The following is a 25,843-nucleotide window of genomic DNA, read 5'->3' as shown; positions in this document are numbered from 1 at the left end:
AAAAGTTTTAAGTAAGAAATATCATTTAGTAGTTGGAATGGCCTAAGAATGAAGCGGAATCCATGCTCCAAGCTCTAAACCGTAGGCTCCCAACCTTTTTGATATTCCCTTTTCCAGAGTTTTGCAGCAGCTTTATTATTTTTGATATGCCCGTTTTTGGGATCAATTTCCAGCGTTCCACCTGTACGAACGGCGATGTTACCAAGCTGACAAAGTAAGGTACTTTGGTGGCCGCCCACAATTTCAGCATTTAGCGCTGTTCCCTTTTTGATACCGTCAAAGAAATTCTGAATGTGGATTGCATCCAGAGCCTGCGAAGGGTTCATTTTATTACGTGGATCAATTACAAGATCATTTTTAACTTCCTTAACGAGCTTATTGTCCAGGTCAAAAATCTTGTACTCGTTTCCACTATCAATCTGAATTGCACCCTTTTCTCCGTAAAAAACGACTCCGACACTGCTGCCTTCAATAGTACGCCCGTTGCAGCTTCTGCCTTCCCATGTCATTCCGGTGTTGTTGTCGAAGTTCCAGTTGATTACCTGGGTATCTGGTGCTTCCCAGTCGTCCTTGTATCTGAATCTTCCTCCGGAAGATGTAACATTTGTAGGATACTCCACACCAAGCCCCCAGCGCATGAGGTCCACCATGTGAGTGCCGTTGTTGAGTGCTTCGCCTGTTCCCCAGTTCCATAACCAATGCCAGTTGTAATGGATCAGATTATCTTTAAAAGCGGTTCTGGGAGCTGGTCCCTGCCATAAATCGTAGTCGAGCCAGGATGGAACTGCTGTCTCTTTGCCAACGCCTATAGACGCCCGGTTGTTGGTATACCAGCCTTTCGCAAAATAGGGCCTGCCAATAGCTCCGCTGTGCACTTCTTTGATCGCAGCAGCTACATTCGGCCAGGAACGGCGCTGGTTGCCCATTTGGATCACATTTTTATACTTTTTAGCGGCTGCAATCAAAAGTTCTCCTTCATTCGGATTATGGCTGCATGGTTTTTCGAGATAAACATGTTTGCCGGCTTTGGATGCAAGAATGGCTGCCGGGGCATGCCAGTGATCCGGAGCAGCAATAACGAGTGCATCCATGTCTTTGCTTTCCAATGATTTTCTAAAATCAGGAATGTTGGCTGGCTTTGATTTTTGGATGGCTTCAACCGTACTGATACATTTTTCGGCAGCGCGGGAATCTACATCCGAAATGGAAATTACTTCACAATTGGGCTGTAAGGCATAATTGCTAGCCAGAGCCAGCCCACGGCTGTTTACGCCCATAATGCCAACACGTACTTTTTCATTGGCGCCGATGATCTTAGCATAACTTTTCGGACTAAATCCTGGAAGAATTCCGCCAAAAGTTAAAAGTGCCGAACCTGCAATTGTTTTCCTGATGAATTCGCGGCGGGAGTCGGCGTGCGCCTCATTTGGAGAAGTATTGTTGTTATTTTTCATGAGTTAAGAGTTTAGGAATATGTCTTTCTATTTTCTTACCTTATTCATCACACTTTCAAGTGTTACATTTTTTCCACCCTGGCGTTTGCTTTCGTCTGCTGCTTCCATAAAAGCGTATATTTCGATGGTTTCTTCCGGTGTGACTGGCGTGACGCCGGTCTGGAAGTATTTGATAATATCCTGCAAGAGTGGTTCATAACCAGCATAAGGTCCCAAAACTCTGTTGCCATCCTGCGTGAACACCGTGCCACCGTAGGCGTGTTTTCCGGTTCGGGTACCACGGAATGTTCCGGTACGGCCATCTGCCCATATTCCCACCACAATATCTGTATTCGGTGTGTTTACCCGGGTCACGCTTTGGCAGCCTGTGCCCATAACCGTATACAAGGTCTCGACACCGTGGATTCCATACCAGAAGAAATCAGGATGTGTTTTTTCTAAAACAGCGGGGCTAAATGTGTCGGCGCCGAGTACTTTGCTCTTTTCAATGGCTTCAACACCTTTAATGTAACGCAAAGAGGAAGCGGAGAAAATCGGTGTTTTATATTTTTCGGCAGCTTTGTAAATGGCAACAGCATCTGAAAGCGAAGCCGCAACGGGTTTGTCAACAAACACTCTTTTACCCGATTTTAATACTTCCGTCGCTTGTTCCAAATGCAGACGGCCATCGTTGGTTTCAAGTAAAACCACGTCCACTTTCGACAAAAGTTCTTTAATGGAAGTCGTGATTTCAACACCCAATTTCTTTACTTCTTCAATGTAGCCGGGGATTCTTTTCGCGCTCGATTCAATGTCTTTGCTCCCGTGGGGATAAGCTGCGACAACTTTGTATCCATCGTAAACCGGATTAGGGCTTTCAGAATTGAGAGCTTTGGTAAATTCCGTGGCGTGTGAAGTATCAAGTCCGATTATGCCAATCCGTTTTCCAGCCGGAACTTGTGCTTTCACCGAAAAATCATCTAAAAAACTGATTGCAACTCCTCCTGCAACGGTTGACGTAATAAACTTTCTTCTGCTCAGAATATTCATTTCAAATAATTAAAGGGATTAGGAATAGCAAGCTTAAAATGAAGTGTCGGGTACGTACCCGTAAATTTACCAATATTCTGTTCATATCATTGCATTTGAGGGAAAAGTTTACATTTAATTTTGTGTGAAATGATATTTGGAAAACTTTCCTAAGCAAAAGTTCTTTTGAGTGAATGACATGTTCCTATATCAGTTTTGATAAAATGCCTCATTCTCCTTGGTAATAATGTCAATAGGCATGAAGTGGACTTTTTCAACCAGCGAGCCAAGGACAAGGTTTTGATACAATGACATAATCCCGCGATAGCCCTGCTCTTCGGGTTTGTGACAAATCAGGAAATCGATAATGTTGCTTTTCAGGAAGTCGATATTTTCTTTTAAGAAGTCATATCCTACCAGCGCTATGTTGGTCAAGTTGTTTTCCTGTAAAAATCTGGCGACAGAGAAGACGCGCGAATTTGTAACAAAGATTGCTTCAATTTCCTGATGCTGGTGAATTACCTTCGTCAGATGCTTCGCTACCGATAATTGATCGGTGTCCTTTATATCAATCCTTATAATTTCATTGGCTTGGTCATGGTCTCTGAAATAGGAGCGGAATCCTTCTTCTATCTGGATGTAATTATAATTGTCGGTTTCTGTCGAAATATTAACCACCAATACCTTACGATCGCTTTTCAGGCGATAGGTCATTAATTTTGCGCCTACATAACCGCTCCGAAAAAGATGAGGTCCAATGTACGTAATGTTGGTTTGCTCAGGAACATTGCTATCAATAAACGTCACCGGCAGTTTAATTTTATGGCAGTCTCCGACAAACTGTGTGGCCTCTTCCACAAACGAAGGTGCCATCAAGACTCCGTTCACTCCCGAATCCAGTATGAGCTTAGCCTGCTTATGAAACGACTCTTTGTCATTCAGATCAAAGAAAAAGGTGTTTAACTTCACACCGTATTTTTTGATCTCACTTTCAGCCCGCCTGATACCCCGAAGCGGAGCATCCCAAAAATCGGTTTCCGGTGAAACACGTGGTATGAAAACGGCAATATTTATAGTCTTTTTAGAAGCCAGCCTGCTCGCCAGAATGTTTGGCTGATAGTCCAGTTCTTTAATAATATCATTGATTTTCTTCTTCGTTTTTTCTGAAACGCCCGTTCTATTATGCAGCACCCGATCCACGGTAGCAATAGACACTTTTGCTCGCCGGGCTATTTCTTTTACACCGAAGTATGTGTTTTCTTTTTCCATGAGGAACTACAATGTTTAATTAGTCAGAGTGCCGAAAGTATGCTGCTTCCTTTTAATAAGAGCAAATTTAAAAGGTTTTACTATCTCTGAGACTATTTCCAGACCTGGCTGGAAGATCAGACAACGCACTTAACTTTAAATTGATTCTGCCGTGGTTTTGGAAATTGCAGATTTGCTTTCATACATTTGTATATATAATCTATAAATTTAATAGTTTATTATTTTCTATATGAATTTAAACTATATGGCTCTGGCCGTTCCGTTCTTCCTGTTTTTTATAGGTTTGGAATATTATATGTCCAAACGGCTCGGAAAGCCGGTATTTAAATTTACCAGCTCCATTGTAAACATGAACATAGGTGTGGCCGAGCGTCTTATCGACATGTTCACAGCCGGGGCATTTTTCTTTTTCTACGATTATCTGCACAAGCACTATGCTATTTTTGACATAAAAGGCAGTCTGTTAATGTGGATAGCACTTATTCTGTCTACCGACCTGATCTGGTATTGGTACCACAGGTTTGGCCACGAGATCAATCTTTTTTGGGGATTTCATGTCGTCCATCACACCAGCGAGGAATTTAATTATACGGCTGGAACTCGCATCACCATTTTTCAGGCAGTGGTTCGGACGCTGTTCTGGTCGGTTTTGCCAATCATCGGTTTTCCTGCACCCATGATCACCACCATGCTGATTGTCCACGGTTTGTACCCGTTTTTCACACATACACAACTGATCGGGAAACTCGGAATTTTGGAATACATTATGGTAACGCCATCCCATCACCGGGTGCATCATGCTAGTAATGAACAGTATCTGGATAAGAATTTTGGAGATATGTTTATTATTTGGGATAAGCTTTTCGGGACTTTTGCAGAAGAAAAAGAAGAGCCCTCTTATGGACTTACCAAACCGTTGGAAAGCCATAGTTTTATGTGGCAGCACTTCCATTATCTCGTTGAACTTTGGTATGTGGTGAAGCAAAAAGAAGGAATTCGGGCAAAATTGGCGGTCATATTTGGGAAACCAGCAGATTTTGATCCCAATGCGAGAGATGTGGTGGAAAGCTGGTTTTTGTCGAAAAATAGGGTTAGGGCACGCACGCAAAAATTCAGATGGTATGTGGTCGGGCAGTTTTCGGTAACCGTGTTTGTTCTTTTCTTTCTTCTCTTGTTTGAACACCACATTGATATTGTATTACAGAGCCTTACAGGCGTTTTTGTCATCATAACGCTCATCAATTGCGGAGCCATTCTGGAACAGCGTCGCTGGGTATTTTATATGGAATTTGCAAGAGGCTGCGTATTGTTGCTCGCCACGCTGTACTATTTTCCATATCCTACCACGTTTGTACTTCTTTCGGGAATGGTCTTTGGCTCGTTAATATATTTCTCGACCTTGCAACGTCAATATCTCAATACAATTTATGGTAGGTAAAGTCGGTGTCAAGTTTTTGAATTTCTTTTCTTTCAGGTTTTTTGTCTTTTCGGTAAGCATTTTTCTTTTAGCTCCTGATGTTTGTGAAGCCCAGTCAAATAGACCCTCAAGTCACATTTTATATCAGGATCACTTTAACCAATCTCTGGATACCACACTCTGGAAAGTAGAAATGGTGCCAGGTGAAAACGCCAGCGTGGACGTTCAAAATGGCAAACTGGTAATTGACTCTCCGGGAGGAGTGAGTGTTTGGTTTAATAAAAAACTGACGGGTGATCTGGTGATTGAATATGACTGGAGGGTGATCGTGGCTGGTGGTACAAATGACCGCTTATCAGATTTGAACCAGTTTTGGATGGCCACCGATCCTAAAAATGAAAACCTCTTTACCCGGAATGGAAAATTTGAAGCCTATGATTCGCTGAGTTTATACTACGTAGGTATGGGTGGCAATACCAACTCCACCACAAGATTCCGAAAATACCATGGAAATGGCAGCAAACCACTTTTACAGGAACATATAGACGAAGCTCATCTGCTGAAAGCGAACCATACTTACCATATTAAAATTGTTGTTGAAAATGGTACAACCAGCTACTGGGTCGATGGCGGACAGTATTTTTCCTACAAAGATCCTGAGCCATTGACAGAAGGGTTTTTCGGATTTCGGTCCACCTGGGCGAGGCATGAAATAGATGACTTTCGGGTGTATAGGCCATGATTATGGTCTGGTGCTGAATTTTTTAGCTATCAAGTGTTCAATTATATAAGCGAATTAAGAATTCTTTGACGAATTTCTATCAGGCTATTGTTAGTGTAAATTCTATTTGTTTATTTTGTCTATCTATTAAATAGATTTATTAATTCGAAATAGCTCTTACAAGTTTTAACATATCCTTTACTCGAACGAATTATGAATTTCTGATACCCTAACGATAGCTTACGCCAGACATACACGATTTTCGGTGGTTGTCAATCAGGTTTGTCTGGCAAGGCTGTCAAGGGGTATCAGGAGTAACTCGTCACGATTGCATGTCGGTCGGTGGTTTTAAAAATTCTTCCCTTTCCTCTGTTACAATTCTGCTCTCTACTTTGTATCACAATCTTGCTTTGAAACATCTATTGGATAAATACTTGTCCTATTGTTTGAGGAGACAAATGGCTTGTTTGCCTTATTAGGGTACACATTTGAAGAAAAAATGAAAGTCAACCAAATACGTTTGTTCCTGTTTCTCAGCTTTGTTCTGCTAAGTCAATTCACAGCTTCTTCACAGACATCAAAAGCAAAACGCCCAAACATCATCTTTATCCTGGCCGATGATCTGGGTTATGGTGATGTTGGATTTAATGGGCAAAAACTGATCAAAACACCGAATATTGACCGTCTTGCCAAAGAAGGTGTGAAGTTCAACCAGTTTTATGCCGGAACCAGCGTTTGTGCTCCTTCCCGTTCCTCGCTGATGAGCGGAAAACATACAGGACACACTTACATTCGTGGAAATAAAGGCGTGGATCCGGAAGGACAGGAACCCATAGCCGACTCAGTGGTGACCATTGCCGAAGTTCTGAAAAAAGCAGGATATGCAACCGGTGCTTTTGGTAAATGGGGACTCGGACCGGTAGGCTCAGAAGGCGACCCGAACAAACAGGGTTTCGATCAGTTTTACGGATACAATTGTCAAAGCCTTGCTCATCGATATTACCCGAATCATTTGTGGGACAATCAGAAAAAGGTGGTGCTGGAAGAGAATCAGAACTTGCTTTACAACAAACAATATGCGCCCGATCTGATCCAGAAACAGGCACTGGATTTCGTGGATTCGAAAAATGATAAGCAGCCTTTCTTTTTGTTTTTACCCTACATATTACCTCACGCAGAATTGCTGGTACCCGAGGACAGCATCTTCCAATATTACAAGGGTAAATTTCCTGAAAAAGCCCACAAAGGTTTGGATTATGGTCCGGATGCGACAGAAGGAGGCTATGCATCCCAGGAATATCCGCACGCTGCTTTTGCAGCGATGGTATCAAGGCTGGACCTTTACGTCGGTCAGATTCTGGATAAACTAAAAGAAAAAGGGTTGGATGAAAATACGCTGGTGATCTTTACCAGCGACAACGGACCACACTTGGAAGGTGGCGCGGATCCTAAATTTTTTAACAGTTCGGGCGGTTTTAAAGGTGTGAAGCGGGATTTGTATGAAGGAGGAATACGCGAACCTTTTGCAGCGCGTTGGCCGGGTGTTGTGAAACCCGGAACAACCAGCGAATACATTGGTGCATTCTGGGATTTACTTCCAACGTTCGCACAGATTGCCGGCACCAAAGTTGCTCCTTCGTCAACCGACGGCATTTCTTTTTTACCATCACTAACAGGTAAAGGCGCTCAGCAAAAACATAACCACTTGTATTGGGAATTTCATGAGCAGGGTGGAAGGCAGGCCGTTCGGCAGGGCAATTGGAAGGGTGTACGTTTGAAAGCTGCCGGTAATCCCGATGCTCCTTTGGAGCTTTATGATCTGACAAAAGATCCGGCAGAAACGAAAGATCTTGCAGCTCAGTTTCCGGATAAAGCCAAAGAACTAGGAAAAATCATGAATAGCGAACATGTGCCATCCACAATTTTCCCTTTTGGCAAAACCGAAGAAAAGTAAGTCGCATTAAGGTTTTGATGCACCTTCAAAACCCAATTTAAGGGCTTGCTTATATTCGTTTTTGTTGTAAACCCCGCTGGGTTGGAGCACAATGTTCCTTGCTTTAAAATAAATAAATTCACCGGATTTGGTGACAGTAACCGTACCTGCGCCATCTTCGGCAGTCCAGTTTTTAATTGCTTTGTTTGCTACGTCTGAGAAAGAAACAATCACTTTTTTGCCAGCCTGATCTGCCTTCTTTCCAACCTGATAGGTCCCGGGGGCAGGTTCCTCCGTGCCAAAATCCAGGTTTAGTATTTGAAGTTTGCCAGATTCGTTGAGTGAGAAAATGTCACTATTGGTGGACAGTCCTCCTTTGTAGGCATATTTAAGTGTAGGAGTTGAAACACCTTCCGCACGAACCTCTCCAAAATTCCACCAGCCATTCGGTCCGGCGTACACGGCGCTTTTGGGGTTGGTATATCTGTCGTCCTGCGATTTGGGCACATTAGACCATGTATCCGCAACTGGTTTCTGAGCCAGACAGGTTATTGAGAAGAGAAGTAAAACACTCAGATTCAGAGCGATTTTCATACAGGTGATTTAGTTAAAGTGTGAATTTTAATGGGTTTGTTTTTAGGTCAGAAAGTTACTGGTTTTGTGGTTAGTTTGTGAGCCGTTGGGTAAAAAATTAAAGCAGATTATGAAGTCACTAGTGGTTGCATAACTAGCTTACAAACAACGCAATGACTTTGTTTCGTAAGTTCATAATCAGGTACAATTTTTGTTTTAATATTCAAAAAACAAAAACACTATGGAACACTCCCATTTTATTGCCTCTGCCAGCAAAGAACTGGAAGCGGAATACAGGGCAACAAGAAAATGTCTTGAGCGTATTCCGGAATCGCTTTATGAGTTTAAACCGCATCCTAAATCGATGAATCTGGGTTATCTGGCCTTATTGGTTGCAGAAATACCAGCTTGGATCACTTACATGATTGAGGAAGGTGAAATTGATGTTGCTACTTATCCTCATTTTGAATTGTCGACAACGCAGGATTTGACGGATCATTTTGAGGAGAATTTCGCCAAAGCGAAGGAGTCGTTGAAAAATGCAACAGAGGAACAGTTAGGCCGGACCTTTGTCATGAAAAACAACGGACAGGAAGTATTTTCGATTCCAACTATTGAGAATATCCCCGAAACTTTGAATCATTGGGTGCACCATCGCGGGCAGCTGACCGTTTACATGCGGTTGAATGACATAGCCGTGCCATCAATTTACGGTCCATCTGCGGATGACAGGAATTTTTGAAACCAAAAAACGGAGACATCGAAAGGTGCCTCCGTTTTTTTGATAATTGTGAGGCTGGCTACCAGCCGGGATTCTGCATTCCCTGTTTTTCGTATGTTGTTAGCGGTCGCCCGCTTTGCTGGATTGCATCTTGCTTCCGACATCTGCACCCGTAATCGGAACTGTTGGTATATAGCCTTTGGTGCCATCAGGCAACTGAATCCGGTAACCTTTGGTAGTTTCTGCCAAGAGTTTTACCGTACTCTGTGCAGGCAGTGATGTGATTTTTCCAGAGGAAAGGAAGAGTGGAGATGTGAACATATTGGCCTGCTTTCTCAAATTTACACTGTCTCCAAGCCATTTTGATTGTTCGGGCAATCCGGGTATTTTTTCTTTTCTGTCATTGACAAATGGCAGCGGATTCACAGCGCCGGAACCGCGGGCATATATCCCAAAATGAAGATGTGGTGAAGTTGTAATCGCATTGCCTGTATTGCCAACCAGTCCCAAGGTATCTCCTGCAATTACCCTTTGCCCGGCAGATACCAACTGACTGTCAAGATGTGCGTAATAAAGTGAATAGGGACTGTCTGCGACGGAGAGGAACACGATTTTGCCGCCAAGGTTATTGGTGCCAACCTGCGTAATGAGGCCACTTTTAGCAGCCACTACCGGTGTCCCTCTTTTGGCACGGATATCTATGCCCTCATGAGAACGCGCACCGGCGTCGCGCTCAGCACCCCAGGCACTGATCACATCGGACATGTTGTGATTTGCTACGGGGAAAATCAGGCTTGGTAGCGTAGTGAGCGATAGGGTGGCTATCAACCTTTCTTTTAAGCCCGTTTGCAGGCGGATGAGTAAGGTGTCATCGTTTTGATTTGTGTATATAAATGGAGCTTCACCGTCTTTCATGTAGTCGATGCGTTGGTGTTTTCCACTTGTTTTGACGCGGTATATTTCAACAAAGAGTTTTGAAATAGTGTCGTTTTGCTCCCGCATTGGTGTGATAACCAGTTTTCTGCCTTCGGGAATTTTGAACCTGAGTGCCTGAGCAGGCGCGGTGCTATCCAGTACCAACCTTTCCTGATACGGAGCTACTGAAAAAAGCGTATCATCCAACACTGTTTTGCCAGCCTGAAACCAGCTTTGTCCGGCCTGTGTTTTTTCGAGTTTTGCCTGATAAAGTTCTTTTTCATAATGTTCCTGAGGTGTCACCGGAAACCAATGCGAGACCGGGACTGGCTTGCAGGAAGTCAGATATATAAATCCATATAATGTAAGTATCAGTCGGGTAGCTTGTTTCACTTGGTTAAACTGTTTAGAATGAACTCGTTTAACAAAGTTGTGCCATGAAGTACTTTTCTGTGTAATAGTTGATATCTTGAAGCTAATTTTTAGCTACTCAGGCTCCTTATACAATGAAAACAATACCTGCTGTTTTAGCAATAATGTTTATTCTAACCTCTTGTAATTCATTCAATAAAAAGCAAAAGGACATAATTTTAGAAATAGAAAGACAAGGGACCTTATATATATCAAAAGATTTATCCAACGATCTCAAAAACAATTTTAATGGACATCAAGCTATGGATCTTACGGGACACGATAATCCCTACGTCCGTTGCCTATTTTTCTCTCTCATAGCTGATCATTATCCTCAAAGTATTTATCAAACGGTAATCAACCATCTTAGCGATACAGCACGAGTCGACGTACAAACAAGTTATGATACAATGGAATATATGACCATAGCTGATTATATGATTTGGAAAACGCAGAAGAGCAAATACATTAGTGAGCAACAGCGAGAAAACTTGAATGATTCGATTATATTCAATTATGATAGGTTCTGGTATTTGAATGACAATGCTTTGACCATATTAATGTTAAGTAAGGAGGCAAAACCTAAATACTACAACTTTATCAGAACAACAGTAATAGAAAAAAGTAAAAATTTTAACATTAATGATTATTATCTACTGTATTATTTGGCAAGGTTTAAAAAACCTGAGGATATAAACATTATCAGCTCTGTTTTGGAAACAATTTTTAGCAATGAATCGATTGGAAACATTTCCGAATCTCCTTTTCTGTTTAATCTGATAAGAAAATATCCATCAGATGAATACTTGCCAATTTTGCTGGATTTTTATTCTAAAAAACTTAGGAATAGGAAAAGCAGGTGTGATGAATATTATTGCGAACTCGAACAATTTATAGAAGCGTTACTTGCTTTTCCTACCCCAGAAACAGAGCAGACCTTATATAATTTGTCTGATAGTAAATTATTTATTAGTCAATGTAATTCAGGGGCAATTACAGAATATATCTGTTTTTGGGCACGGAAAACTGATAATAGTTACTATCAACCCTTACTTGAGAACTTAGAGAAGAGGATTAACAGGAAGGTTTATAACAAAATCTCAAAGACAAATGAAAATCTGAGGGAATTGTAATTTTTACCGGAATGACAGTCTGTGAACTTAATACTACCTTCTTACACGTTACTTACTTCTTCAAAAACTCCCCAATCATCCCAGCAACGAACTCCGGCATTCTGCTTCCGGGAACTGCCGTACAAATCTCCCCAAGCATAGCACCATGCACTCCGGGTAAAACCATCAGCTCGGAATTGGGAATAAGTCGGGACATTTCTATGGTATGCTCCAACGTTATCACATCTTTATCGGCAACGATCAGCAACGTTGGTGCTGTGATGGATTGAATATCACTATCTCGCCAATCCGTAAAGTTGATCATGCGGTCACGGTCTTTGTCGTGCATGATTTGCAGGTTTTCAGGATTTGGTGCCACTTCCAGATATGCGTCTTGCAATGGCTGAGGCATATTTTCCAAAGAAGCAGTTTGCATAAATTCGAAGAACCCCGGAATTAATCCATCTCTTTTAAATACTGCCGAAACGGGAATTAATTTGTGTACAATTTCTACGTGTCGAATGGCGATTTGCAATGCGGTGCTCCCGCCATTGCTGAAACCAAGGAAACTGGCTTTTGCTATGTTTAAATGTGTCAATAAAGCTGCTACGTCATCGGCATCCTGTGCAAAAGTTTCCTGTTCCGGTCGGTCGCCCGAACGTCCATGCGCCTGTAATTCGACTGCGATAATCTTGCCGTCGGCAGCAAGGAATGGAAGGATATTACCAAAAGTGGTGCCTATTGTGGAACCTCCTCCATGAATCAGAACCAGAGGTATATCGCCATCGCCATGGATTTCATAATACATATTCAAGCCGTTCACAACGGCGTAGTCACTAATTTTCTCTGTCATTGTCTTAACTCAATCTGGTGTAAATAGTTTCGGTTGCTTTATCTTCCTGGCCTTCCGGTGAAATGTTGTAAGCCGTTATTACCAGTGTATCCGGTGATTTTAGTTCTGTAACGGTTCGCCATCCCCACGGAACCGGAATGCCTGGTCCGCCGTAGCTTCCCAATACCGATGAACCATTTTCGATAGCATTTCCATTGGATAACATAATGCCCGTTCCCATGTGAAAACTGTCTATCCAGGAACATTGAAATGTATCGTTTGGAATGTCGTAACCATAAATAGCGATTCCCTCGAAAGGCTTTCCGCTCAGGCTACCGCTGTACTCATGCATCACAAACCGTCCGCCAAGCACAGGCCGGAATGTCCCCAACATTTCCGATTCGTCTGCGACAACGCCGGGCTCAAACCAGGTTTTGGTAGTGCCTTTCCAGCTTCCGATTAAAGCGGATAGTTTTGCATGAATGCCGGATTCGAGGGAAGTTTCAAATTTACTTTTGCTCATGGTGTTTGTGTGAATTTTAGCTTTTATCTATGCAGTTTCTTGTAAGTCGTTTTCTTTCAGGAGCTCCATAGAGCTGATTACTGCGCTCCATTCTTTCCCCGTAAAAATAAACCTGATCCACTTATTGTTTCTATTTTCATATTTGATGTTGAAAAATAACCAAACTGCAACGTAAGTAAAAATAGCAGTAATCATTAATTGCAAAACCAGCAACGGCAGAGGGGACGTTTTAAGCATGTTTCCGCTCAGATAGAACGTGGTCCATACCGGTAGTTGTAAAAATAGCAAGCGGTCGATCCATAAGGTAGATAGTTGTAAGTCAACTGTTTTTGCCTTCGCATTAAGTATCGGCTCTGTGATATCGACTTGATGAATCAGGATCAACTGATACAGATAAATGCCGATCGCCAGAGAAGTTAAAAATGACTGAATACCTGCGGAAGCCAGGAAAAACGGACTGGCAACATGCCACAGGTTTACGATTAATACATCCAGAAAACCGACCCACAAAATGCCGCAAACGATGGTAAATATTTTCAGGGGAGTCATGGAGCCTAACAAAGACCTGACCTTTAATTTGGTAATGTCTTCAAGATTCTTCCGGTTTACCAACAGGCTTTCATCCAGTTTCTTATCGTACGATTTCCAGATGTTCAATATTTCGAGATCTTCCATTGTTTATGATTTTATGGTTGAAAATTTCTGTTTCAATGATTCTTTAATTCTGAAAACTTTGACGGAAATGTTTTTGACTGATAATCCAAGAATATCGGCAGTTTCCTGATAACTTTTCCCTTCCAGATACAGGAGAATTACTGCTCGATCTATTTCCTTCAATTCCTTTATAAAACGTTGAAGATGGTAGAGGTCAGCCGTGGTTTTGCCATCGTCATTTTCCTCATACAAATAGACCACTTTGTTCGATAATGGCTGATTGAGTGTTGTTCTGCGGTGTTCTTGCCGGTAAAAGGAGATCGAAACGTTTAGCGCTATACGGTAAATCCAGGTGGTGATTGCGAATTCTGGCCTGTACTTTTCAAATGCCAGCCACAATTGTATAATAATTTCCTGAATCAAGTCTTTCCGGTCTTCTGCATCACGACAGTATGCATTGGCCACCTTGTAAATGATTCCTTTATTGGTCTGAATCACTAAAAGGAATCGGTCTTGTCTGTCTGGTGGATCCATTTTCAGTAAGCTTCTTGTGATGTAAATGATGTTTTTCTAATTATTCGCAGCGGGTGAAGAAAAACTACAGTTGTAGGAAAACTTATTTTGAAATGGTGGAATCCGGTCTACGCAGACCGAGTCACGCAGACCGGTTGCTTTTTATCTTTCCTTTTTCTGATAATGCGCCCAGCGAATTGCGTTTCATCGTTTTTATTTTGTCAACGTTTTTGAATCTCAACGCACTCCAGTCTTCATCAATGGCCACCATACGCACGGGTTCCAAATCAAATTCACCCATAATTTTCCATCCCGTGTCCCGGTTGAAATCACATTTGTATTTTTTTGAAGTTCCTTTTGGATAACACATCCAGAGCACCGCATCTTCTGTCAGTAAGGGCGCTATTGCCGGAACCTGGGCATCAATCTCAGCTTGCTTTGTAGCGAAAATCATGCAAAATCCGGTTTCATCCAAGCCATCCGTGGAGGTGACGATCACAGCCTCATCGCGGATACTATCCAGATTTACATTAAAAGACTCAGGGGCATTGATAACCAGTACTGATTTATGTGCTTTGAAGTTAATTTTTTTGAAAACAGCATCCATGTGGTTTGTATTTTAGGCTCAACCAAAATACGAAAATATAAGAATAGAAGTAAAATATGGTTCTATGTGTAGTGATCAATAAGGGGGAATCAGGACAAAAATATTAACTTGTGGATTCTTTGATGAGAGCTTATTTACACACAAAAAGTTAACGTTACGAAAATGGTACAACTCGCATTATTGGTTACAAACAAACACCGTATGCTCAGCGTGGTGGCTATTTTGGATGTATTTGAGTCGGTTAATCGTTTTTATAAAAGTGATGGACAATCTGATTTTTTTGATATCAGGTTGTATTCACCCGAAGTAACTCCGCTTTCGTATGGAAGCTATATGGTTAGCCCGATATCCGAAGCAGGCGAGCCAGACCTTATTTTTATCCCGGCATTTGCGGCCGAGGACCTGGCTTCGGCAATTGGTGAAAATGGCGTTCTCATTCCCTGGCTTCATAAACAATATGGTCGGGGGGCAGAAATAGCAAGTTTTTGTACGGGTGCATTTTTGCTGGCCGCAACAGGACTATTGAACGGCAAAAGGGCAACTACGCATATGAACGCAACGATACCTTTTTCTGCATCTTTTCCTTATGTGCTGCTCACTGCAGACGCCGTGGTTACTGACGACAATGGGACCTACACCAGCGGCGGAGCTACAAGCAGTTTCCATTTGATGCTTTATCTGATCAGGAATTATTGTGGAAAAGAAATGGCGACACGTATTGCCAAGATGTTTGCGATTGATATGGATCGTGAGAATCAGATGTATTTCGGGACTTTCGAACCGGCTCTGAACCACGGCGATGGCATTGTGAACATGGCGCAGCAGCGTATTGAAAAAGAATATCAAGACGGGCGTACGATCGAAGAACTCATACAGGATATTCCGGCAAGCAGGCGGAATGTGGTGCGCCGTTTCAAACAGGCAACTGGCGTCACACCCATAGAATATCTACAAAAAACAAGAATTGAAGCCGCTAAAAAATTGCTCGAACAAACCGATCAGAGCGTATTGGAAGTGATGCTCAATTCGGGTTACAATGATCTGAAATCTTTCAGGCAGTTATTCAAAAAAAGCGCAGGGCTGACACCGAAAGATTACAGGGATAAGTTTAATGTTGCTAAAATGGATATGAAGCGGAATAACAGGATGATGGCTTTAAACAACACCCTGCAAAACTGATCAGAGGCATTGCAGCATTGACTCCCGAAGTAAATCGTATCTTTGCAAAAAAGTAAAACGTTATCATGCTATTCAAACAAAAACACCTGGAAGGGATAAAATCAGGTACTATTTCGCTGGCTTTTCGTAAATGGAAAAAGCTTTCCGTTGCAGAAGGCAGCCTGATTAAAACGAGTGTGGGTGTACTTAAAATCGTTTCGATTGAAGAAACGGCTCTTTCCAAAATCACGGACGAAGAGGCTATAAGTGCTGGTTTTAAATCCGCTTCGGCTCTTGTGCAATTATTGGAAGAACAAAAGGAAGGAGCTATATATAAAATTGCTGTTGCGTTCGACTCAGAAGATCCACGCATCCAGTTGAGAGAAAAATACGACCTGAGCGACGAGGATTTCGAAGAGATTAAAGAGGCTTTGTTGAATCTGGACAAACACAGTAAAATTGGGAAGTGGACCCTGAAAACTTTGCAGGTAATTCGTGAAAATCCCGAAATGAAAGCGGCAGATCTTGCCGTGAAAGCAAGAAAAGAAAAAGAATGGCTGAAACTGAATGTGCGTAAACTGAAAAATCTCGGTCTGACGATCAGTCACGAACCGGGCTATTCATTGTCACCAAGAGGTGAAGCCTACCTTGAAATGCTGGCATTATAAATGGAAAATGGCCTCAAAAGTTCTTATGCTTTTGAGGCCATTTTTTATTCTTATTAGATTGGATTCGCTGCTCAAACAGAAGAGATTCTGTTTACTTCAAACTACTCCCTGTTAACTCAACCTTAGTTCGCCTTCACAATTTTGCGGAACGCACGATCATTTCCCTGCTTCACTTCAATAACGTAAACACCTGTTGGCAATGACGAAATATTGATCTTTTTCAATAACGTATTGTCAGGTTTTGAAATGGTTTCCTGCTTGTAAAGTCTGCCTGCCCGTGCGTCGAATACCTTTAATTCCACATCGTTTACGGATGTGTTGGCCAGGTCGATGGTGATGTGATCCACAGCCGGATTAGGGTAAACTTCCACCGTTTTTTGTAACGGTACAGCCTCTTCTGCAATCAATACAGTCGGAGTTATAGCGACACTTGCCGCCTTTCGGGCATTGGAAGCCCCAGCCGCTACCACAAACATCGGTGTTTCGCTTGCCGTAACAGTTATTTTCCCATCTACAACAGGTACTTCTTCCAAAGACATATTATCGCTTCCCACCACCGGACGGTATACTTGAGCAAGACCCGCACCTGGTAAATTGAGGGAATAATTTACGGTTCGCCCTACTTCGTCCGGTACTGTTAAAATGAACAATGAGTTTCCATCCAGTTCATACCGATCCACAATCGGGTCGTTGTTTGTGGTTTCCTTATAGCGGTAGTTACCAAACAGTTTATTGATCTGAAACATGTAGTCCGCAGCCGGTCGGCGGGTTTGGTTGGAGTTGAGCAAGCCCGATGACCCAAACATACCGCCTCCTGAATTGTCGTCATACATCTGATAAAAGAATACTTTGTCAATTCCTTTTCTTGCAGAAAAAAGAGAAGTTCTCAGAATCCAGTCGCCCTGTGTTTCCAGCGCAGACTTGTTTCCGATTGGTATTGCTTTAATAGGGCTATCCTGATGTACATCAAACCCAGTTTCGGTAATCCACACAGGCATATCATAACAGATATCATGTGCAACTTTTACAAAATCCTCCACAATAATGTTGGCAGGAGTCATTTCAGCTGACATACCGCGTGTAGACGTCCCGCTTTGGGAAGAAGAGGTATTGTCGGTATACAAGTGGAAGTTGATCACATCCCAGCACAGATTCACCGAGCCGTCCGGATTGTAGCCACGGTATTCCTTACACCAGTCAACCATTCCTTTAATGTAATCGGGACCAGTAACCAGTCCTGCAATTACTACCTGCATTGTAGGATCAGCATTTTTAACACCAACACCTATTCCCATAGTATTTTTGTGACCGTCGTAAAAAGCCGATAAGTTGGCAGCATATTCACGGGCAGTCTGGTAACCCATACGGCCTTTCCACCATTTGTCTCTTTCGTTGTCACATTCGAGATACTTCACCAGATCCAAGCCAATTTTAATGGTGTTTGGATTGTCGCCTGGCCATCTAGGTACACTGTATACGCTTAGTAATGACGGGTCAACGGAAGTATTACGCCCGTAACGAGCCGTAAACTGGAACGCCAGCTTCGCCTGTTCTATGTAAGATAGCGGATCGGCGAAATCCTTACCGTAACGTACGGGAACAAATTCACTTTCACGTTCGCCCACAGGGTAGGTGTTCTGCATCCATGTTGGCTGGGTTTTGATACAGGTCAACACATCAATGTTTTCCAGTTTGCAGCGTTGGTACATCAAGTCGAAATGCCAGCCGCCAGCCATTGTGGGGTTGTATGTATATTGTCCTTCGTTGGATTCCAGTTTGTCCCAATCCAGATAATGCCTCACGCCGGTAAAACTTTTGGCAACGCTGATCATCGATTCGTCATTTTGCCAGGGCGTACTGCCGTGCTGGAAATTCCATTCATAACCATTTACGCCAAACATATCACCGAGCCTTACTGACTTAGCAGGGACAGGAGTTGGTTGAACCGTAGCCGGTGTATGCGTGCCGTAAACTTCCATCTCGGTTGGCATAATTCCGCGAACATCCCAAACCAGATACCGGATGTCACCAACGAGGCTGTCGAGTTTAAACTGTGCCTGACCTGATAGATTCCGATCAGGATAAGGGCCTACCCAGCTATTATAACTTACTCCCGTGAATGTGGCAATCGGGATGCGCTGCCATTGGCTGTTGATAATGGAAAGCACTGCCGGATTGTCGGCAGTTGAACCTTCAAGATCAAAAAATTTAAGACTTTCAATGGTCATTTCTTCGCCTTCCAGCAAAGGATAATAAGCTTCGTATTCGCTGATCACTTTTCCCCAGCCCGTTTGAAGTGATACTTGCGTGTTTCCATCAAAGAGTGCATCTAAACCACTGGTTGCGTTGGTGAGCTGATACCAGCGTTTTGGATCCAGGGTAATTTTCACGGCTGTTGACGGGGCGGTTGCTTCTTGTACTGTAATTGTTCTGGTAACCTGCTGAGCAGCCGTAAATCCTGTGCTTCCTTCCTGAGACGCCGTAATGTCCGCATTCCCGGTTGAAAGAATGGTAGCAACCCAGTTGCCATTCACATTGGCTACCGATACAACACTGGAATTGGACGAGGTATATGTTATTGGTGTTGATGAATTATTGCTGGTTGCAGCAAGATTGAAGCTGTTGTCGCCAACGGTATAAACAGGGAATTCGGGAAAGCTGATTACTGATGCAACGAGTTGAGGTGCCAAACCGCCTTCATTTACCTCAAACCAATTGAAATTAAATGTTCCTTTTTTTGTAAAAAGCCTGATCACCTGATCGCCTGCTGTAAGATTTACAGTGGTACTGGCTGTGGCGTAAGTTTGCCATCCGCCAGTTCTGGGAACGTCAACCTGCCCGAGAATGACGCCAGTTTTATCTTTTATCTCAATAATTCCATTACCATAACTATTGGCAACCCTGAAACCAAATGTATGGAGCCCCGTTGAGGCAACCGATACGTGGTAATCCATCCAGTCTTCGTCATCAATATTGCTTACGTTGATTCCGCCATCTGTATCTCCGGCTGATTCAGTTCCGACATTTGATGCAACATCAAAATCTTCGGCTTCAATCCGGCCTGCAAGTGGTCTGGGTAAAACACATTCAAACCAGTTGACACTGAAAATCCCTTTTTGTGCATAAATTCTAACCGTCTGATTGCCTGCCGGAAGCTGTGCAAAGATGGAAATGGTTTGCCAGCCCTGCATACCACCGGTACGAGGGACAATTCTACTATCTAAAACATTACTTCCGGATCTTATTTGTATTTCGGCATTGTCACTGAATCCATTAGCGATTCTGAGTTTGAAAGTGTATCCGCCGGCAGTTGGGACATTGACGCTGTAGTCCATCCAGCTACCGTCATTGATCCAGCCAATGTCGAGTCCGCCACCTACATCTTCACACGTTTCCGTGTTGGCACCGTAAATAGCACTATAATTTTCGGCTTCTACTTTACCCGGAAGTTGAGTGAAAGTTTGGGCTGCTGCACTGAATGTTACCAATAAAAGGCAATAGAAGAGCAAAAGTTTTTTCATTTAGTATATTGAGCAAAGATGAAGAAATGATGTTATTGTGCTAAATGTAGAAATAATACGGTAGATAAATCGCTATAATATTACTCAATTTGAAATTTATTTATAGAACAACTTTCCATTGAACTCCATTTTGGTGTTGGTTGGTTTTCTAAACAGAAACAGCGGTTGGTTTTAGTTAAAATATGTTCTGTTCAATTTAAATTACTGGCAGATGCAGATCGGTCATGGCGATACCTGAGAGATTATCGTCCAGTCGCAAGGATTCTTAGCAAGATTTGATTTTGGGAAGCAAAACGGGTAGGTGGTATATATATCTTATCCACCACAAAATGTGTGGCTAATAATTTTAGCTCGATGGTAACTGGTTGATGTAGAGTTAATCCAAATCGTTTATTTAAATGCTGGTATTTCCGGCTCTTCTCCGGGAAATTGTATAGGCTCAACTTCCGGAACCACAGGCTCCACGGGTGGAAGTTCGGGCTCTGGTTCTATCGGGGGAGTTTCGGGCTCCTTTTCATAAGGCGGAGTCTCTTCCGGTACATTGGGTACGGGAACTTCCGGACGAGGGTCAAACGGTGGCGTTTCGTCTGGTCCGGTGGGGGTTGGTGATGGAGATGAAACACCAGGCGCGTCGTAGCTCGTGTTGTCATAGCTGTCATCCCAGAAAGCGGTTGCTATTTGATATATATCCATGAGGTTGAGACGTTGATTTATATAAAACGTTACATGTTGTAGAATAAAATAATTGTGCCGCGTTTCCACTCTTAATTTGTCAGTATGTATTTTTCCCGATTCTTTCCGGTTTTGCTTACTAATTTTAAGGCCTATGAAAATATTAATCATTGAAGATGAGACAGATCTGCTGGAAGTAATCCGGCAGTCACTTGAAATAGAAAACTTTCTTGTGGAGTGTGCAAGTACTTATGATTCTGCACTGGATAAGATCATTTCTTTCGATTATGATTGCATTTTGCTTGACATCATGCTTCCGGGGGGCAATGGACTCGACCTGTTACAGGAATTGAAGAATCTGGATAAATCCGATAATGTGATTATTATTTCGGCCAAAGATTCGCTGGATGATAAATTAAAAGGGTTGAATCTTGGAGCAGACGATTATCTGACCAAACCTTTCCACATTGCCGAACTTACCGCAAGGGTGAAGTCGGTGTTGAGAAGAAAATCATTCAAAGGAAAAAATATCATTGAAATTGGAAACCTGAAACTAGACGTCGAGGAAAGGACTTTATTGATCAATAATGAACCTTTAATGCTTAACAGGAAGGAATTTGATATTTTAACTTACATGTTGGTCAACAAAAACAGGCTCGTGAATAAGACTTCCCTGGCGGAACATGTCTGGGGCGATCACATGGACCAGGCTGATGATTATGAATTTATTTATTCACAAATAAAAAATCTTCGTAAAAAGCTGAAAGACAACCAGGCCGGGGTGGAAGTGCAGGCGGTATATGGGATTGGGTATAAACTTGTACAACTATGAGCTTGCTCAACCATACATTAAAATATCTGGCTTTTGCACTGTTTGGTATCATCAGTGTTTGGGCGGTGATATTTTACGTCAACATGTTGGATGAGGTATATGATAGTCTGGACGACGGGTTGGATAATTTCAAAATGCTTATCATTGAAAAGGCGCACAAAGATTCTACCATACTTTTCAGGAATGAATTTGCAGAGGGGAACTACGAGATTTTCGAGGTGAGCAAGGAACGTGCGAAGAGCATTAAGGATGTTCATAAAGACACACTGATGTACATGCCTTACGAAGAAGACCTCGAACCGGTTCGCCTGCTTACCACTGCCTTTAAAATTGAAGATCGTTATTATGAATTAAAGATCATTTCGTCCATGGTGGAAGAAGATGACCTGATTGAAGATCTTTTTTATTCGCTGATCTGGCTATATGTTGCTTTGATTGCCAGTATATTGATCGTTAATAATTTTCTGCTGAAAAAAGTATGGAGGCCATTTTATGATTTGTTGGATCAGCTCAAGAAATTCCGGCTTGGGAAAGACAATTCTATTAAGGCAATTGACACCAATGTAAAGGAGTTCAAGGTGCTGAATGAGTCTGTGGTTTCACTGATAAACCATACTCTGGAAACTTTTAACAGTCAGAAGCAATTTATTGAGAATGCTTCACACGAATTACAGACACCAATTGCGATCAGTATCAACCGATTGGAATTACTGGCTGAGAAGAACGACCTGACGGAAGCGAACATGGAGACGATCGGGCAGGTGATCCAAACTTTGGAGCGACTTACGAGGCTTAACAAGTCACTTTTGCTTTTGTCTAAAATCGAAAACCGGCAGTTTGAGCAAACCGAACCAGTGCTTTTCAACAGCTTATTTACTCAGTTGAAAGATGAGTTTACGGATTTCGCAGAGTATAAAAACGTTGCCATTTCAATAGAAGAAAAAGGGCAGTTAACGCACCTAATGCAGAAAGATCTGGCGATTATATTGATCTCCAATCTGATGAAAAATGCGATTGTACACAACCATACAAATGGAACGGTTGAGGTAGAAATCGGAGATGATTACTTCAAGATTTCAAACTCAGGATCGGCAACTCCGCTGGATCAGGACAAAATATTCCGTCGCTTTCACAAAGATTCGGGAGACAAAAATAATACCGGACTAGGATTGGCTATTGTCAAGGCCATTGTTGATTTGTATGGTTTGTCGGTGAATTACGCGTTTGACGGGCGGCATGAAGTAAAGGTTTTGTGTAATAAAGACTGAAAGATGACCAACTATTAATCCTTTCCCATTTTCTTCCAGTTTTGACTTCTAACATTGTATCAAAAATGTCAGAAGCATGAAACAGCTCATAATCCTTTTAATAAGTTTAACTCTCAGCCTCGGGGTATCGGCGCAGGACGACTCAACGCAAAAAAAGATTCCGGTAAAAATCCGTCATGCTGAGCCATTGTATATGGATCTGATCCGTGATTTGGGAGCGCGACGAGGTGAAAAAGAGTGGAACGTGGGCTATGGAATAGAAGGACACAAGGATTACACTGTAAATCACGCATTTGTGGAATACGAGTTCTCGCCGATAAATCGACTAGGACTTGAAGTAGAAGTTCCTTTCTCATTTTATACATCGTCGAGCCGCGATGAGGGTGCGGTAATTCCCCGTAACCGTGTAGAAGGTCTGAAACTGGCAGCCCAATATACCTTTCTCGTATCACCCAAACACCAGATGTCGATGGCTGCCGGCTATATGCACGAGTTCAGGGCACATTCCTTTTATTCAATTGACCGGGGAAGAGGTATGCTGAAAGGAAACTCCGTAAGTCCATTTCTGATCGTAGCCAAGAAATTCGGAAAACGTATCAATACAATGGTTTACACAGGGCCAGAATGGGAATTTACACCAAGTGAAGGCAAACGGGAGCTCTTCTACCAGCTGAATGCGAGTGCACATTACGTGCTGCCTTCGGGGAATTTTGTTGGGATGGAAGTGAATGATGAGTTTGGTCTGGGCAGCAATCAAATGGTTTTCCGGCCACAGATGAAACTGATTTTGAGTCAAAACCTTGCGTTGGGCCTTGTCACAGGTATTCCGGTGAGCTTTCAGGACAATGGCATGAGCTTTATGGCGCGTATCATTTATGAGCCAAGAAAGAGAAAGTAGAAAGAATATCTGATTCCCAATTCTTTCCGGTTTCCCATATTCTATTTGTATCAGAATTAACAATCAATCAAAAATTTATTAATCATGAAAAAGATCCTTTTGTTAACAACGGCACTGTTTTACTCTGTTATTTCATTCGCACAAGACATCCCCGCAAATGAAGTTCCATCGGTAGTTTTGAATACATTCAAACAGAAATTTCCAAAGGCAATGGATGTGGAATGGGAGCTTAAAAATAAACTATACAAAGTCGAGTTCGAGATCAGTCGTAAAGATCACGAAGCATGGATCAGCAGCGAAGGAAGTGTTGTAAAACACAAGCAGGATTTAAAAGCAACCGAGCTGCCCAAGGAAGTTACCGCCAGCATTGCGGCCAATTACAAAGGATACCGGATTGACGACGTCGACAAAATTGAAACCGGAGCCAAAACTTTATATAAGGTAGAGCTAAAAACAAGTTCTCAAGAACAGGATGTATTCTTTGATCAGAGTGGAAAGGTAGTTGAAGGAGATGTGAAATGAGACAGTGATTTAGTTTGAAATGAATAAATCCGGCGCTAGCCCTGGTTGTAAACGACTGGGGTTGGTGCCGGATTTTTGTTGGTAAGCATATAAATTGGGGTTTCTGCCTTCGTTTGTGTCCTCACAAACGAACTAGCAGAACGCCAGGTTTAAGTATTGTGAATTTGTTGATACTGAGAGTCAAATGGTTGGCTAGTAAAGAAATCTGCACAAGATTGTTTGTGGGGACACAAACAATGGCAGAAACTATGTTACAATCTCTCGCCTATATGTGTAAGAAATCCAAATTCATCAACTCCCTTATCATAGTAATTTGCGGAGGAAAACCTGTATTCTTCGGGACTTCTCGCAAGTTGCCATTTTTCCTGAAGAGGATTGTTATGGATGTAATGAAGCTTTTGGTAAACGACTGTTGGAGAATAGAGAAGAATAGGCAAAGCCTCGCGTTGCCAGAAATGATACCTTCTTGTTTCTAAGTCAACTCTAAATAGCTCCAAAGTCGTAGGGTGATTTATACGAAGGTCTTTCTGGATTTGATGGCTGGTATATTTCATAAAGCTCGAGTGAGGTGATTCTTTGCCATTCATTTCTGTTAGCTCCCAAATCAGATGAATGTGATTTGGCATAATTACGAAGCCATAAACTGCTATTTTCTTTCTGGAAACGAGGTTTGAGAGACTTTCAATTATTATGAATTTATACTGGTCTGGCTCTAAAAGTTTACGCCAGAGAGTTATTGTCGCAGTAAAAAAGTAAACTTGACCAAGCTCCATAAAGTTTTTTTTATCTATTTGACGATCACTGGACTATAAAGTTTCTAATCGATCTCATAAGCCCTCGTTTGTGTCCTCACAAACGAGTAATGCGCAGACGGTTGCAAACCAATTATACCATGGATTTAGGCTTCCGGATGGGTGCAAATGACACTTGTCAAGAATGTTTGTGAGGACACAAACAATGGCTCCTTTATAAAATGACTACTCAAATGCCCTCGTTTGTGTCCTTACAAACGATTAGTGCGCAGGGTTGCAAACAATTTTATACTTGGATTCAGGCTTCCAGATAGGTGAAAATGGCGTTTCGCAAGCCGTTGTTTGTGAGGACACAAACAACGGCTTGCGAATTGGTTTATTTGATACAAATAACAGGGCTGCACATTCCCCAAGCAACAACCACAAAAAAAATCTCCAACCCGGGAATTATTTTGAACCTGCATTTGTAATACCCCTGAATTCAAACATATCAATACATTTATATTCATCAATAAATAAGAAGTCATGGATGTCCGGAAAGTGGAAAGAATTTCCAAAGCGTTGAGTGACCAGAGCAGGATTACCATTTTGAAGCAATTGCGAGAGAAAGAGGACTGTTTATATTGTCATGAGATATCCGACTTCATCGACCTTGCCCAGCCTTCCATTTCTCACCATGTAAAACAACTGGCAGATGCTGATTTGATCATACCGGGAAAAGAAGGAAGGAATGTAAAGTACAGACTTAACAAAGTGGTGCTGGATGAATATGTTACCTTTTTGAATACTTTGAAAAGTTAAAATTTTTTAGCTTGATATATTGATACATTTGAATATATCAATTAAATAACTAGCGGTTACATTTAACAACCAACACTACTGAATAGTA

General features: G+C 42.2%; 25 protein-coding genes. 12 read left to right on the top strand and 13 right to left on the bottom strand.

From position 1 onward, the window contains the following. Positions 1-74: 74 nt before the first annotated feature. The 3 genes from LZG71_RS15770 to LZG71_RS15760 all read right to left on the bottom strand — a co-directional run bounded on the left by LZG71_RS15770 (position 75) and on the right by LZG71_RS15760 (position 3,731). Entirely contained in the window at positions 75-1,454 is a 1,380-nt protein-coding gene (locus tag LZG71_RS15770; protein WP_233821929.1) for a Gfo/Idh/MocA family protein, read from the bottom strand. A gap of 27 nt (positions 1,455-1,481) precedes the next feature. After that, positions 1,482-2,483, bottom strand: a complete 1,002-nt coding sequence (locus tag LZG71_RS15765) for a Gfo/Idh/MocA family protein (protein WP_233821928.1) — start codon at positions 2,481-2,483, stop codon at positions 1,482-1,484. Positions 2,484-2,672: 189 nt separating this feature from the next. Continuing rightward, positions 2,673-3,731, bottom strand: coding sequence for a LacI family DNA-binding transcriptional regulator (locus tag LZG71_RS15760; RefSeq protein ID WP_233821927.1), 1,059 nt, complete (start codon positions 3,729-3,731; stop codon positions 2,673-2,675). A gap of 229 nt (positions 3,732-3,960) precedes the next feature. Here LZG71_RS15760 and LZG71_RS15755 point away from each other — a divergent pair, with 229 nt between their 5' ends. The 3 genes from LZG71_RS15755 to LZG71_RS15745 all read left to right on the top strand — a co-directional run bounded on the left by LZG71_RS15755 (position 3,961) and on the right by LZG71_RS15745 (position 7,823). Beyond that, positions 3,961-5,169 (top strand): sterol desaturase family protein, encoded by a 1,209-nt coding sequence (locus LZG71_RS15755; RefSeq protein WP_233821926.1) that lies wholly within the window; start codon positions 3,961-3,963, stop codon positions 5,167-5,169. Beyond that, the gene (locus LZG71_RS15750) at positions 5,159-5,890 is read left to right on the top strand and encodes a DUF6250 domain-containing protein (RefSeq protein ID WP_233821925.1); all 732 of its coding nucleotides are present in this window, start codon (positions 5,159-5,161) and stop codon (positions 5,888-5,890) included. Before LZG71_RS15755 ends, LZG71_RS15750 begins: the two co-directional genes overlap by 11 nt. Before the next feature lie 478 nt (positions 5,891-6,368). Next, positions 6,369-7,823, top strand: coding sequence for an arylsulfatase (locus LZG71_RS15745; RefSeq protein ID WP_233821924.1), 1,455 nt, complete (start codon positions 6,369-6,371; stop codon positions 7,821-7,823). Between the two features lie 6 nt (positions 7,824-7,829). Here LZG71_RS15745 and LZG71_RS15740 read toward each other — a convergent pair whose 3' ends face one another. After that, positions 7,830-8,396 carry a hypothetical protein gene (locus LZG71_RS15740; protein ID WP_233821923.1) on the bottom strand — a complete coding sequence of 189 codons (567 nt, stop codon included), beginning with the start codon at positions 8,394-8,396 and terminating at the stop codon, positions 7,830-7,832. Between the two features lie 220 nt (positions 8,397-8,616). Here LZG71_RS15740 and LZG71_RS15735 point away from each other — a divergent pair, with 220 nt between their 5' ends. Next, positions 8,617-9,117, top strand: coding sequence for a DinB family protein (locus tag LZG71_RS15735; RefSeq protein ID WP_233821922.1), 501 nt, complete (start codon positions 8,617-8,619; stop codon positions 9,115-9,117). Positions 9,118-9,216: 99 nt separating this feature from the next. Here LZG71_RS15735 and LZG71_RS15730 read toward each other — a convergent pair whose 3' ends face one another. After that, a complete protein-coding gene (locus LZG71_RS15730; RefSeq protein ID WP_233821921.1) occupies positions 9,217-10,404 on the bottom strand; it encodes a M23 family metallopeptidase in 1,188 nt (395 codons plus the stop codon). Between the two features lie 113 nt (positions 10,405-10,517). Between LZG71_RS15730 and LZG71_RS15725 the strand changes: the two genes are divergently transcribed. Beyond that, on the top strand, positions 10,518-11,555 hold the full coding sequence (locus LZG71_RS15725) for a hypothetical protein (RefSeq protein ID WP_233821920.1): 1,038 nt from the start codon (positions 10,518-10,520) through the stop codon (positions 11,553-11,555). A gap of 52 nt (positions 11,556-11,607) precedes the next feature. Here the strand turns inward: LZG71_RS15725 and LZG71_RS15720 are convergent, their stop codons facing one another. The 5 genes from LZG71_RS15720 to LZG71_RS15700 all read right to left on the bottom strand — a co-directional run bounded on the left by LZG71_RS15720 (position 11,608) and on the right by LZG71_RS15700 (position 14,663). Further along, on the bottom strand, positions 11,608-12,387 hold the full coding sequence (locus LZG71_RS15720; protein WP_233821919.1) for an alpha/beta fold hydrolase: 780 nt from the start codon (positions 12,385-12,387) through the stop codon (positions 11,608-11,610). A gap of 4 nt (positions 12,388-12,391) precedes the next feature. Beyond that, positions 12,392-12,889, bottom strand: a complete 498-nt coding sequence (locus LZG71_RS15715; RefSeq protein WP_233821917.1) for a DUF1579 domain-containing protein — start codon at positions 12,887-12,889, stop codon at positions 12,392-12,394. A gap of 27 nt (positions 12,890-12,916) precedes the next feature. Continuing rightward, the gene (locus LZG71_RS15710) at positions 12,917-13,564 is read right to left on the bottom strand and encodes a hypothetical protein (protein ID WP_233821916.1); all 648 of its coding nucleotides are present in this window, start codon (positions 13,562-13,564) and stop codon (positions 12,917-12,919) included. Between the two features lie 3 nt (positions 13,565-13,567). Further along, complete coding sequence (locus LZG71_RS15705) at positions 13,568-14,077, bottom strand: RNA polymerase sigma factor (RefSeq protein ID WP_233821914.1); 510 nt, start codon at positions 14,075-14,077, stop codon at positions 13,568-13,570. Positions 14,078-14,198: 121 nt separating this feature from the next. Continuing rightward, positions 14,199-14,663: a hypothetical protein gene (locus tag LZG71_RS15700; protein WP_233821912.1), complete on the bottom strand. Its 465-nt coding sequence runs from the start codon at positions 14,661-14,663 to the stop codon at positions 14,199-14,201. 162 nt (positions 14,664-14,825) lie between these two features. Here LZG71_RS15700 and LZG71_RS15695 point away from each other — a divergent pair, with 162 nt between their 5' ends. Together LZG71_RS15695 and LZG71_RS15690 are read left to right on the top strand one after the other, a co-directional pair. After that, positions 14,826-15,842, top strand: a complete 1,017-nt coding sequence (locus tag LZG71_RS15695; RefSeq protein ID WP_233821910.1) for a GlxA family transcriptional regulator — start codon at positions 14,826-14,828, stop codon at positions 15,840-15,842. Between the two features lie 65 nt (positions 15,843-15,907). Beyond that, on the top strand, positions 15,908-16,489 hold the full coding sequence (locus LZG71_RS15690; protein ID WP_233821908.1) for a hypothetical protein: 582 nt from the start codon (positions 15,908-15,910) through the stop codon (positions 16,487-16,489). Between the two features lie 122 nt (positions 16,490-16,611). Here the strand turns inward: LZG71_RS15690 and LZG71_RS15685 are convergent, their stop codons facing one another. Both LZG71_RS15685 and LZG71_RS15680 read right to left on the bottom strand, forming a co-directional pair. Beyond that, positions 16,612-20,010, bottom strand: coding sequence for a carbohydrate-binding protein (locus LZG71_RS15685; RefSeq protein ID WP_233821906.1), 3,399 nt, complete (start codon positions 20,008-20,010; stop codon positions 16,612-16,614). Between the two features lie 390 nt (positions 20,011-20,400). Further along, positions 20,401-20,703, bottom strand: coding sequence for a filamentous hemagglutinin (locus LZG71_RS15680; protein WP_233821904.1), 303 nt, complete (start codon positions 20,701-20,703; stop codon positions 20,401-20,403). A gap of 133 nt (positions 20,704-20,836) precedes the next feature. On the opposite strand from LZG71_RS15680, the gene LZG71_RS15675 reads away from it, so the two are divergent. The 4 genes from LZG71_RS15675 (at position 20,837) to LZG71_RS15660 (ending at position 24,202) form a co-directional block, all read left to right on the top strand. Then, on the top strand, positions 20,837-21,514 hold the full coding sequence (locus LZG71_RS15675) for a response regulator transcription factor (RefSeq protein ID WP_233821902.1): 678 nt from the start codon (positions 20,837-20,839) through the stop codon (positions 21,512-21,514). Beyond that, positions 21,511-22,782, top strand: a complete 1,272-nt coding sequence (locus LZG71_RS15670; RefSeq protein WP_233821900.1) for a HAMP domain-containing sensor histidine kinase — start codon at positions 21,511-21,513, stop codon at positions 22,780-22,782. Before LZG71_RS15675 ends, LZG71_RS15670 begins: the two co-directional genes overlap by 4 nt. Positions 22,783-22,858: 76 nt before the next feature. Beyond that, positions 22,859-23,680, top strand: a complete 822-nt coding sequence (locus tag LZG71_RS15665; protein WP_233821898.1) for an HAEPLYID family protein — start codon at positions 22,859-22,861, stop codon at positions 23,678-23,680. An 84-nt stretch (positions 23,681-23,764) separates the two neighbouring features. Next, positions 23,765-24,202, top strand: coding sequence for a PepSY-like domain-containing protein (locus tag LZG71_RS15660; protein ID WP_233821896.1), 438 nt, complete (start codon positions 23,765-23,767; stop codon positions 24,200-24,202). 251 nt (positions 24,203-24,453) lie between these two features. On the opposite strand, the gene LZG71_RS15655 is transcribed toward LZG71_RS15660, so the two are convergent. Continuing rightward, positions 24,454-24,828, bottom strand: a complete 375-nt coding sequence (locus LZG71_RS15655; protein WP_233821894.1) for a transposase — start codon at positions 24,826-24,828, stop codon at positions 24,454-24,456. A gap of 651 nt (positions 24,829-25,479) precedes the next feature. On the opposite strand from LZG71_RS15655, the gene LZG71_RS15650 reads away from it, so the two are divergent. Continuing rightward, positions 25,480-25,755, top strand: a complete 276-nt coding sequence (locus tag LZG71_RS15650) for a helix-turn-helix transcriptional regulator (protein ID WP_233821892.1) — start codon at positions 25,480-25,482, stop codon at positions 25,753-25,755. Positions 25,756-25,843 lie beyond the last annotated feature (88 nt).

Origin of the sequence: Dyadobacter sp. CY312, assembly GCF_021390535.1 — a bacterium.
Lineage (GTDB): Bacteria > Bacteroidota > Bacteroidia > Cytophagales > Spirosomataceae > Dyadobacter.
This window is presented reverse-complemented; position numbering and strand designations above follow the sequence as displayed.

Excerpts from the sequence above, each read along its gene's own strand:
- LZG71_RS15770 (WP_233821929.1), bottom strand. The coding sequence starts at position 1,454 with ATGAAAAATAACAACAATACTTCTCCAAATGAGGCGCACGCCGACTCC.
- LZG71_RS15680 (WP_233821904.1), bottom strand. The coding sequence starts at position 20,703 with ATGGATATATATCAAATAGCAACCGCTTTCTGGGATGACAGCTATGAC.
- LZG71_RS15765 (WP_233821928.1), bottom strand. The coding sequence starts at position 2,483 with ATGAATATTCTGAGCAGAAGAAAGTTTATTACGTCAACCGTTGCAGGA.
- LZG71_RS15710 (WP_233821916.1), bottom strand. The coding sequence starts at position 13,564 with ATGGAAGATCTCGAAATATTGAACATCTGGAAATCGTACGATAAGAAA.
- LZG71_RS15750 (WP_233821925.1), top strand. The coding sequence starts at position 5,159 with ATGGTAGGTAAAGTCGGTGTCAAGTTTTTGAATTTCTTTTCTTTCAGG.
- LZG71_RS15675 (WP_233821902.1), top strand. The coding sequence starts at position 20,837 with ATGAAAATATTAATCATTGAAGATGAGACAGATCTGCTGGAAGTAATC.
- LZG71_RS15665 (WP_233821898.1), top strand. The coding sequence starts at position 22,859 with ATGAAACAGCTCATAATCCTTTTAATAAGTTTAACTCTCAGCCTCGGG.
- LZG71_RS15720 (WP_233821919.1), bottom strand. The coding sequence starts at position 12,387 with ATGACAGAGAAAATTAGTGACTACGCCGTTGTGAACGGCTTGAATATG.
- LZG71_RS15755 (WP_233821926.1), top strand. The coding sequence starts at position 3,961 with ATGAATTTAAACTATATGGCTCTGGCCGTTCCGTTCTTCCTGTTTTTT.
- LZG71_RS15725 (WP_233821920.1), top strand. The coding sequence starts at position 10,518 with ATGAAAACAATACCTGCTGTTTTAGCAATAATGTTTATTCTAACCTCT.
- LZG71_RS15760 (WP_233821927.1), bottom strand. The coding sequence starts at position 3,731 with ATGGAAAAAGAAAACACATACTTCGGTGTAAAAGAAATAGCCCGGCGA.
- LZG71_RS15700 (WP_233821912.1), bottom strand. The coding sequence starts at position 14,663 with ATGGATGCTGTTTTCAAAAAAATTAACTTCAAAGCACATAAATCAGTA.
- LZG71_RS15690 (WP_233821908.1), top strand. The coding sequence starts at position 15,908 with ATGCTATTCAAACAAAAACACCTGGAAGGGATAAAATCAGGTACTATT.
- LZG71_RS15655 (WP_233821894.1), bottom strand. The coding sequence starts at position 24,828 with ATGCCAAATCACATTCATCTGATTTGGGAGCTAACAGAAATGAATGGC.
- LZG71_RS15660 (WP_233821896.1), top strand. The coding sequence starts at position 23,765 with ATGAAAAAGATCCTTTTGTTAACAACGGCACTGTTTTACTCTGTTATT.
- LZG71_RS15685 (WP_233821906.1), bottom strand. The coding sequence starts at position 20,010 with ATGAAAAAACTTTTGCTCTTCTATTGCCTTTTATTGGTAACATTCAGT.
- LZG71_RS15740 (WP_233821923.1), bottom strand. The coding sequence starts at position 8,396 with ATGAAAATCGCTCTGAATCTGAGTGTTTTACTTCTCTTCTCAATAACC.
- LZG71_RS15745 (WP_233821924.1), top strand. The coding sequence starts at position 6,369 with ATGAAAGTCAACCAAATACGTTTGTTCCTGTTTCTCAGCTTTGTTCTG.
- LZG71_RS15715 (WP_233821917.1), bottom strand. The coding sequence starts at position 12,889 with ATGAGCAAAAGTAAATTTGAAACTTCCCTCGAATCCGGCATTCATGCA.
- LZG71_RS15670 (WP_233821900.1), top strand. The coding sequence starts at position 21,511 with ATGAGCTTGCTCAACCATACATTAAAATATCTGGCTTTTGCACTGTTT.
- LZG71_RS15705 (WP_233821914.1), bottom strand. The coding sequence starts at position 14,077 with ATGGATCCACCAGACAGACAAGACCGATTCCTTTTAGTGATTCAGACC.
- LZG71_RS15650 (WP_233821892.1), top strand. The coding sequence starts at position 25,480 with ATGGATGTCCGGAAAGTGGAAAGAATTTCCAAAGCGTTGAGTGACCAG.
- LZG71_RS15735 (WP_233821922.1), top strand. The coding sequence starts at position 8,617 with ATGGAACACTCCCATTTTATTGCCTCTGCCAGCAAAGAACTGGAAGCG.
- LZG71_RS15695 (WP_233821910.1), top strand. The coding sequence starts at position 14,826 with ATGGTACAACTCGCATTATTGGTTACAAACAAACACCGTATGCTCAGC.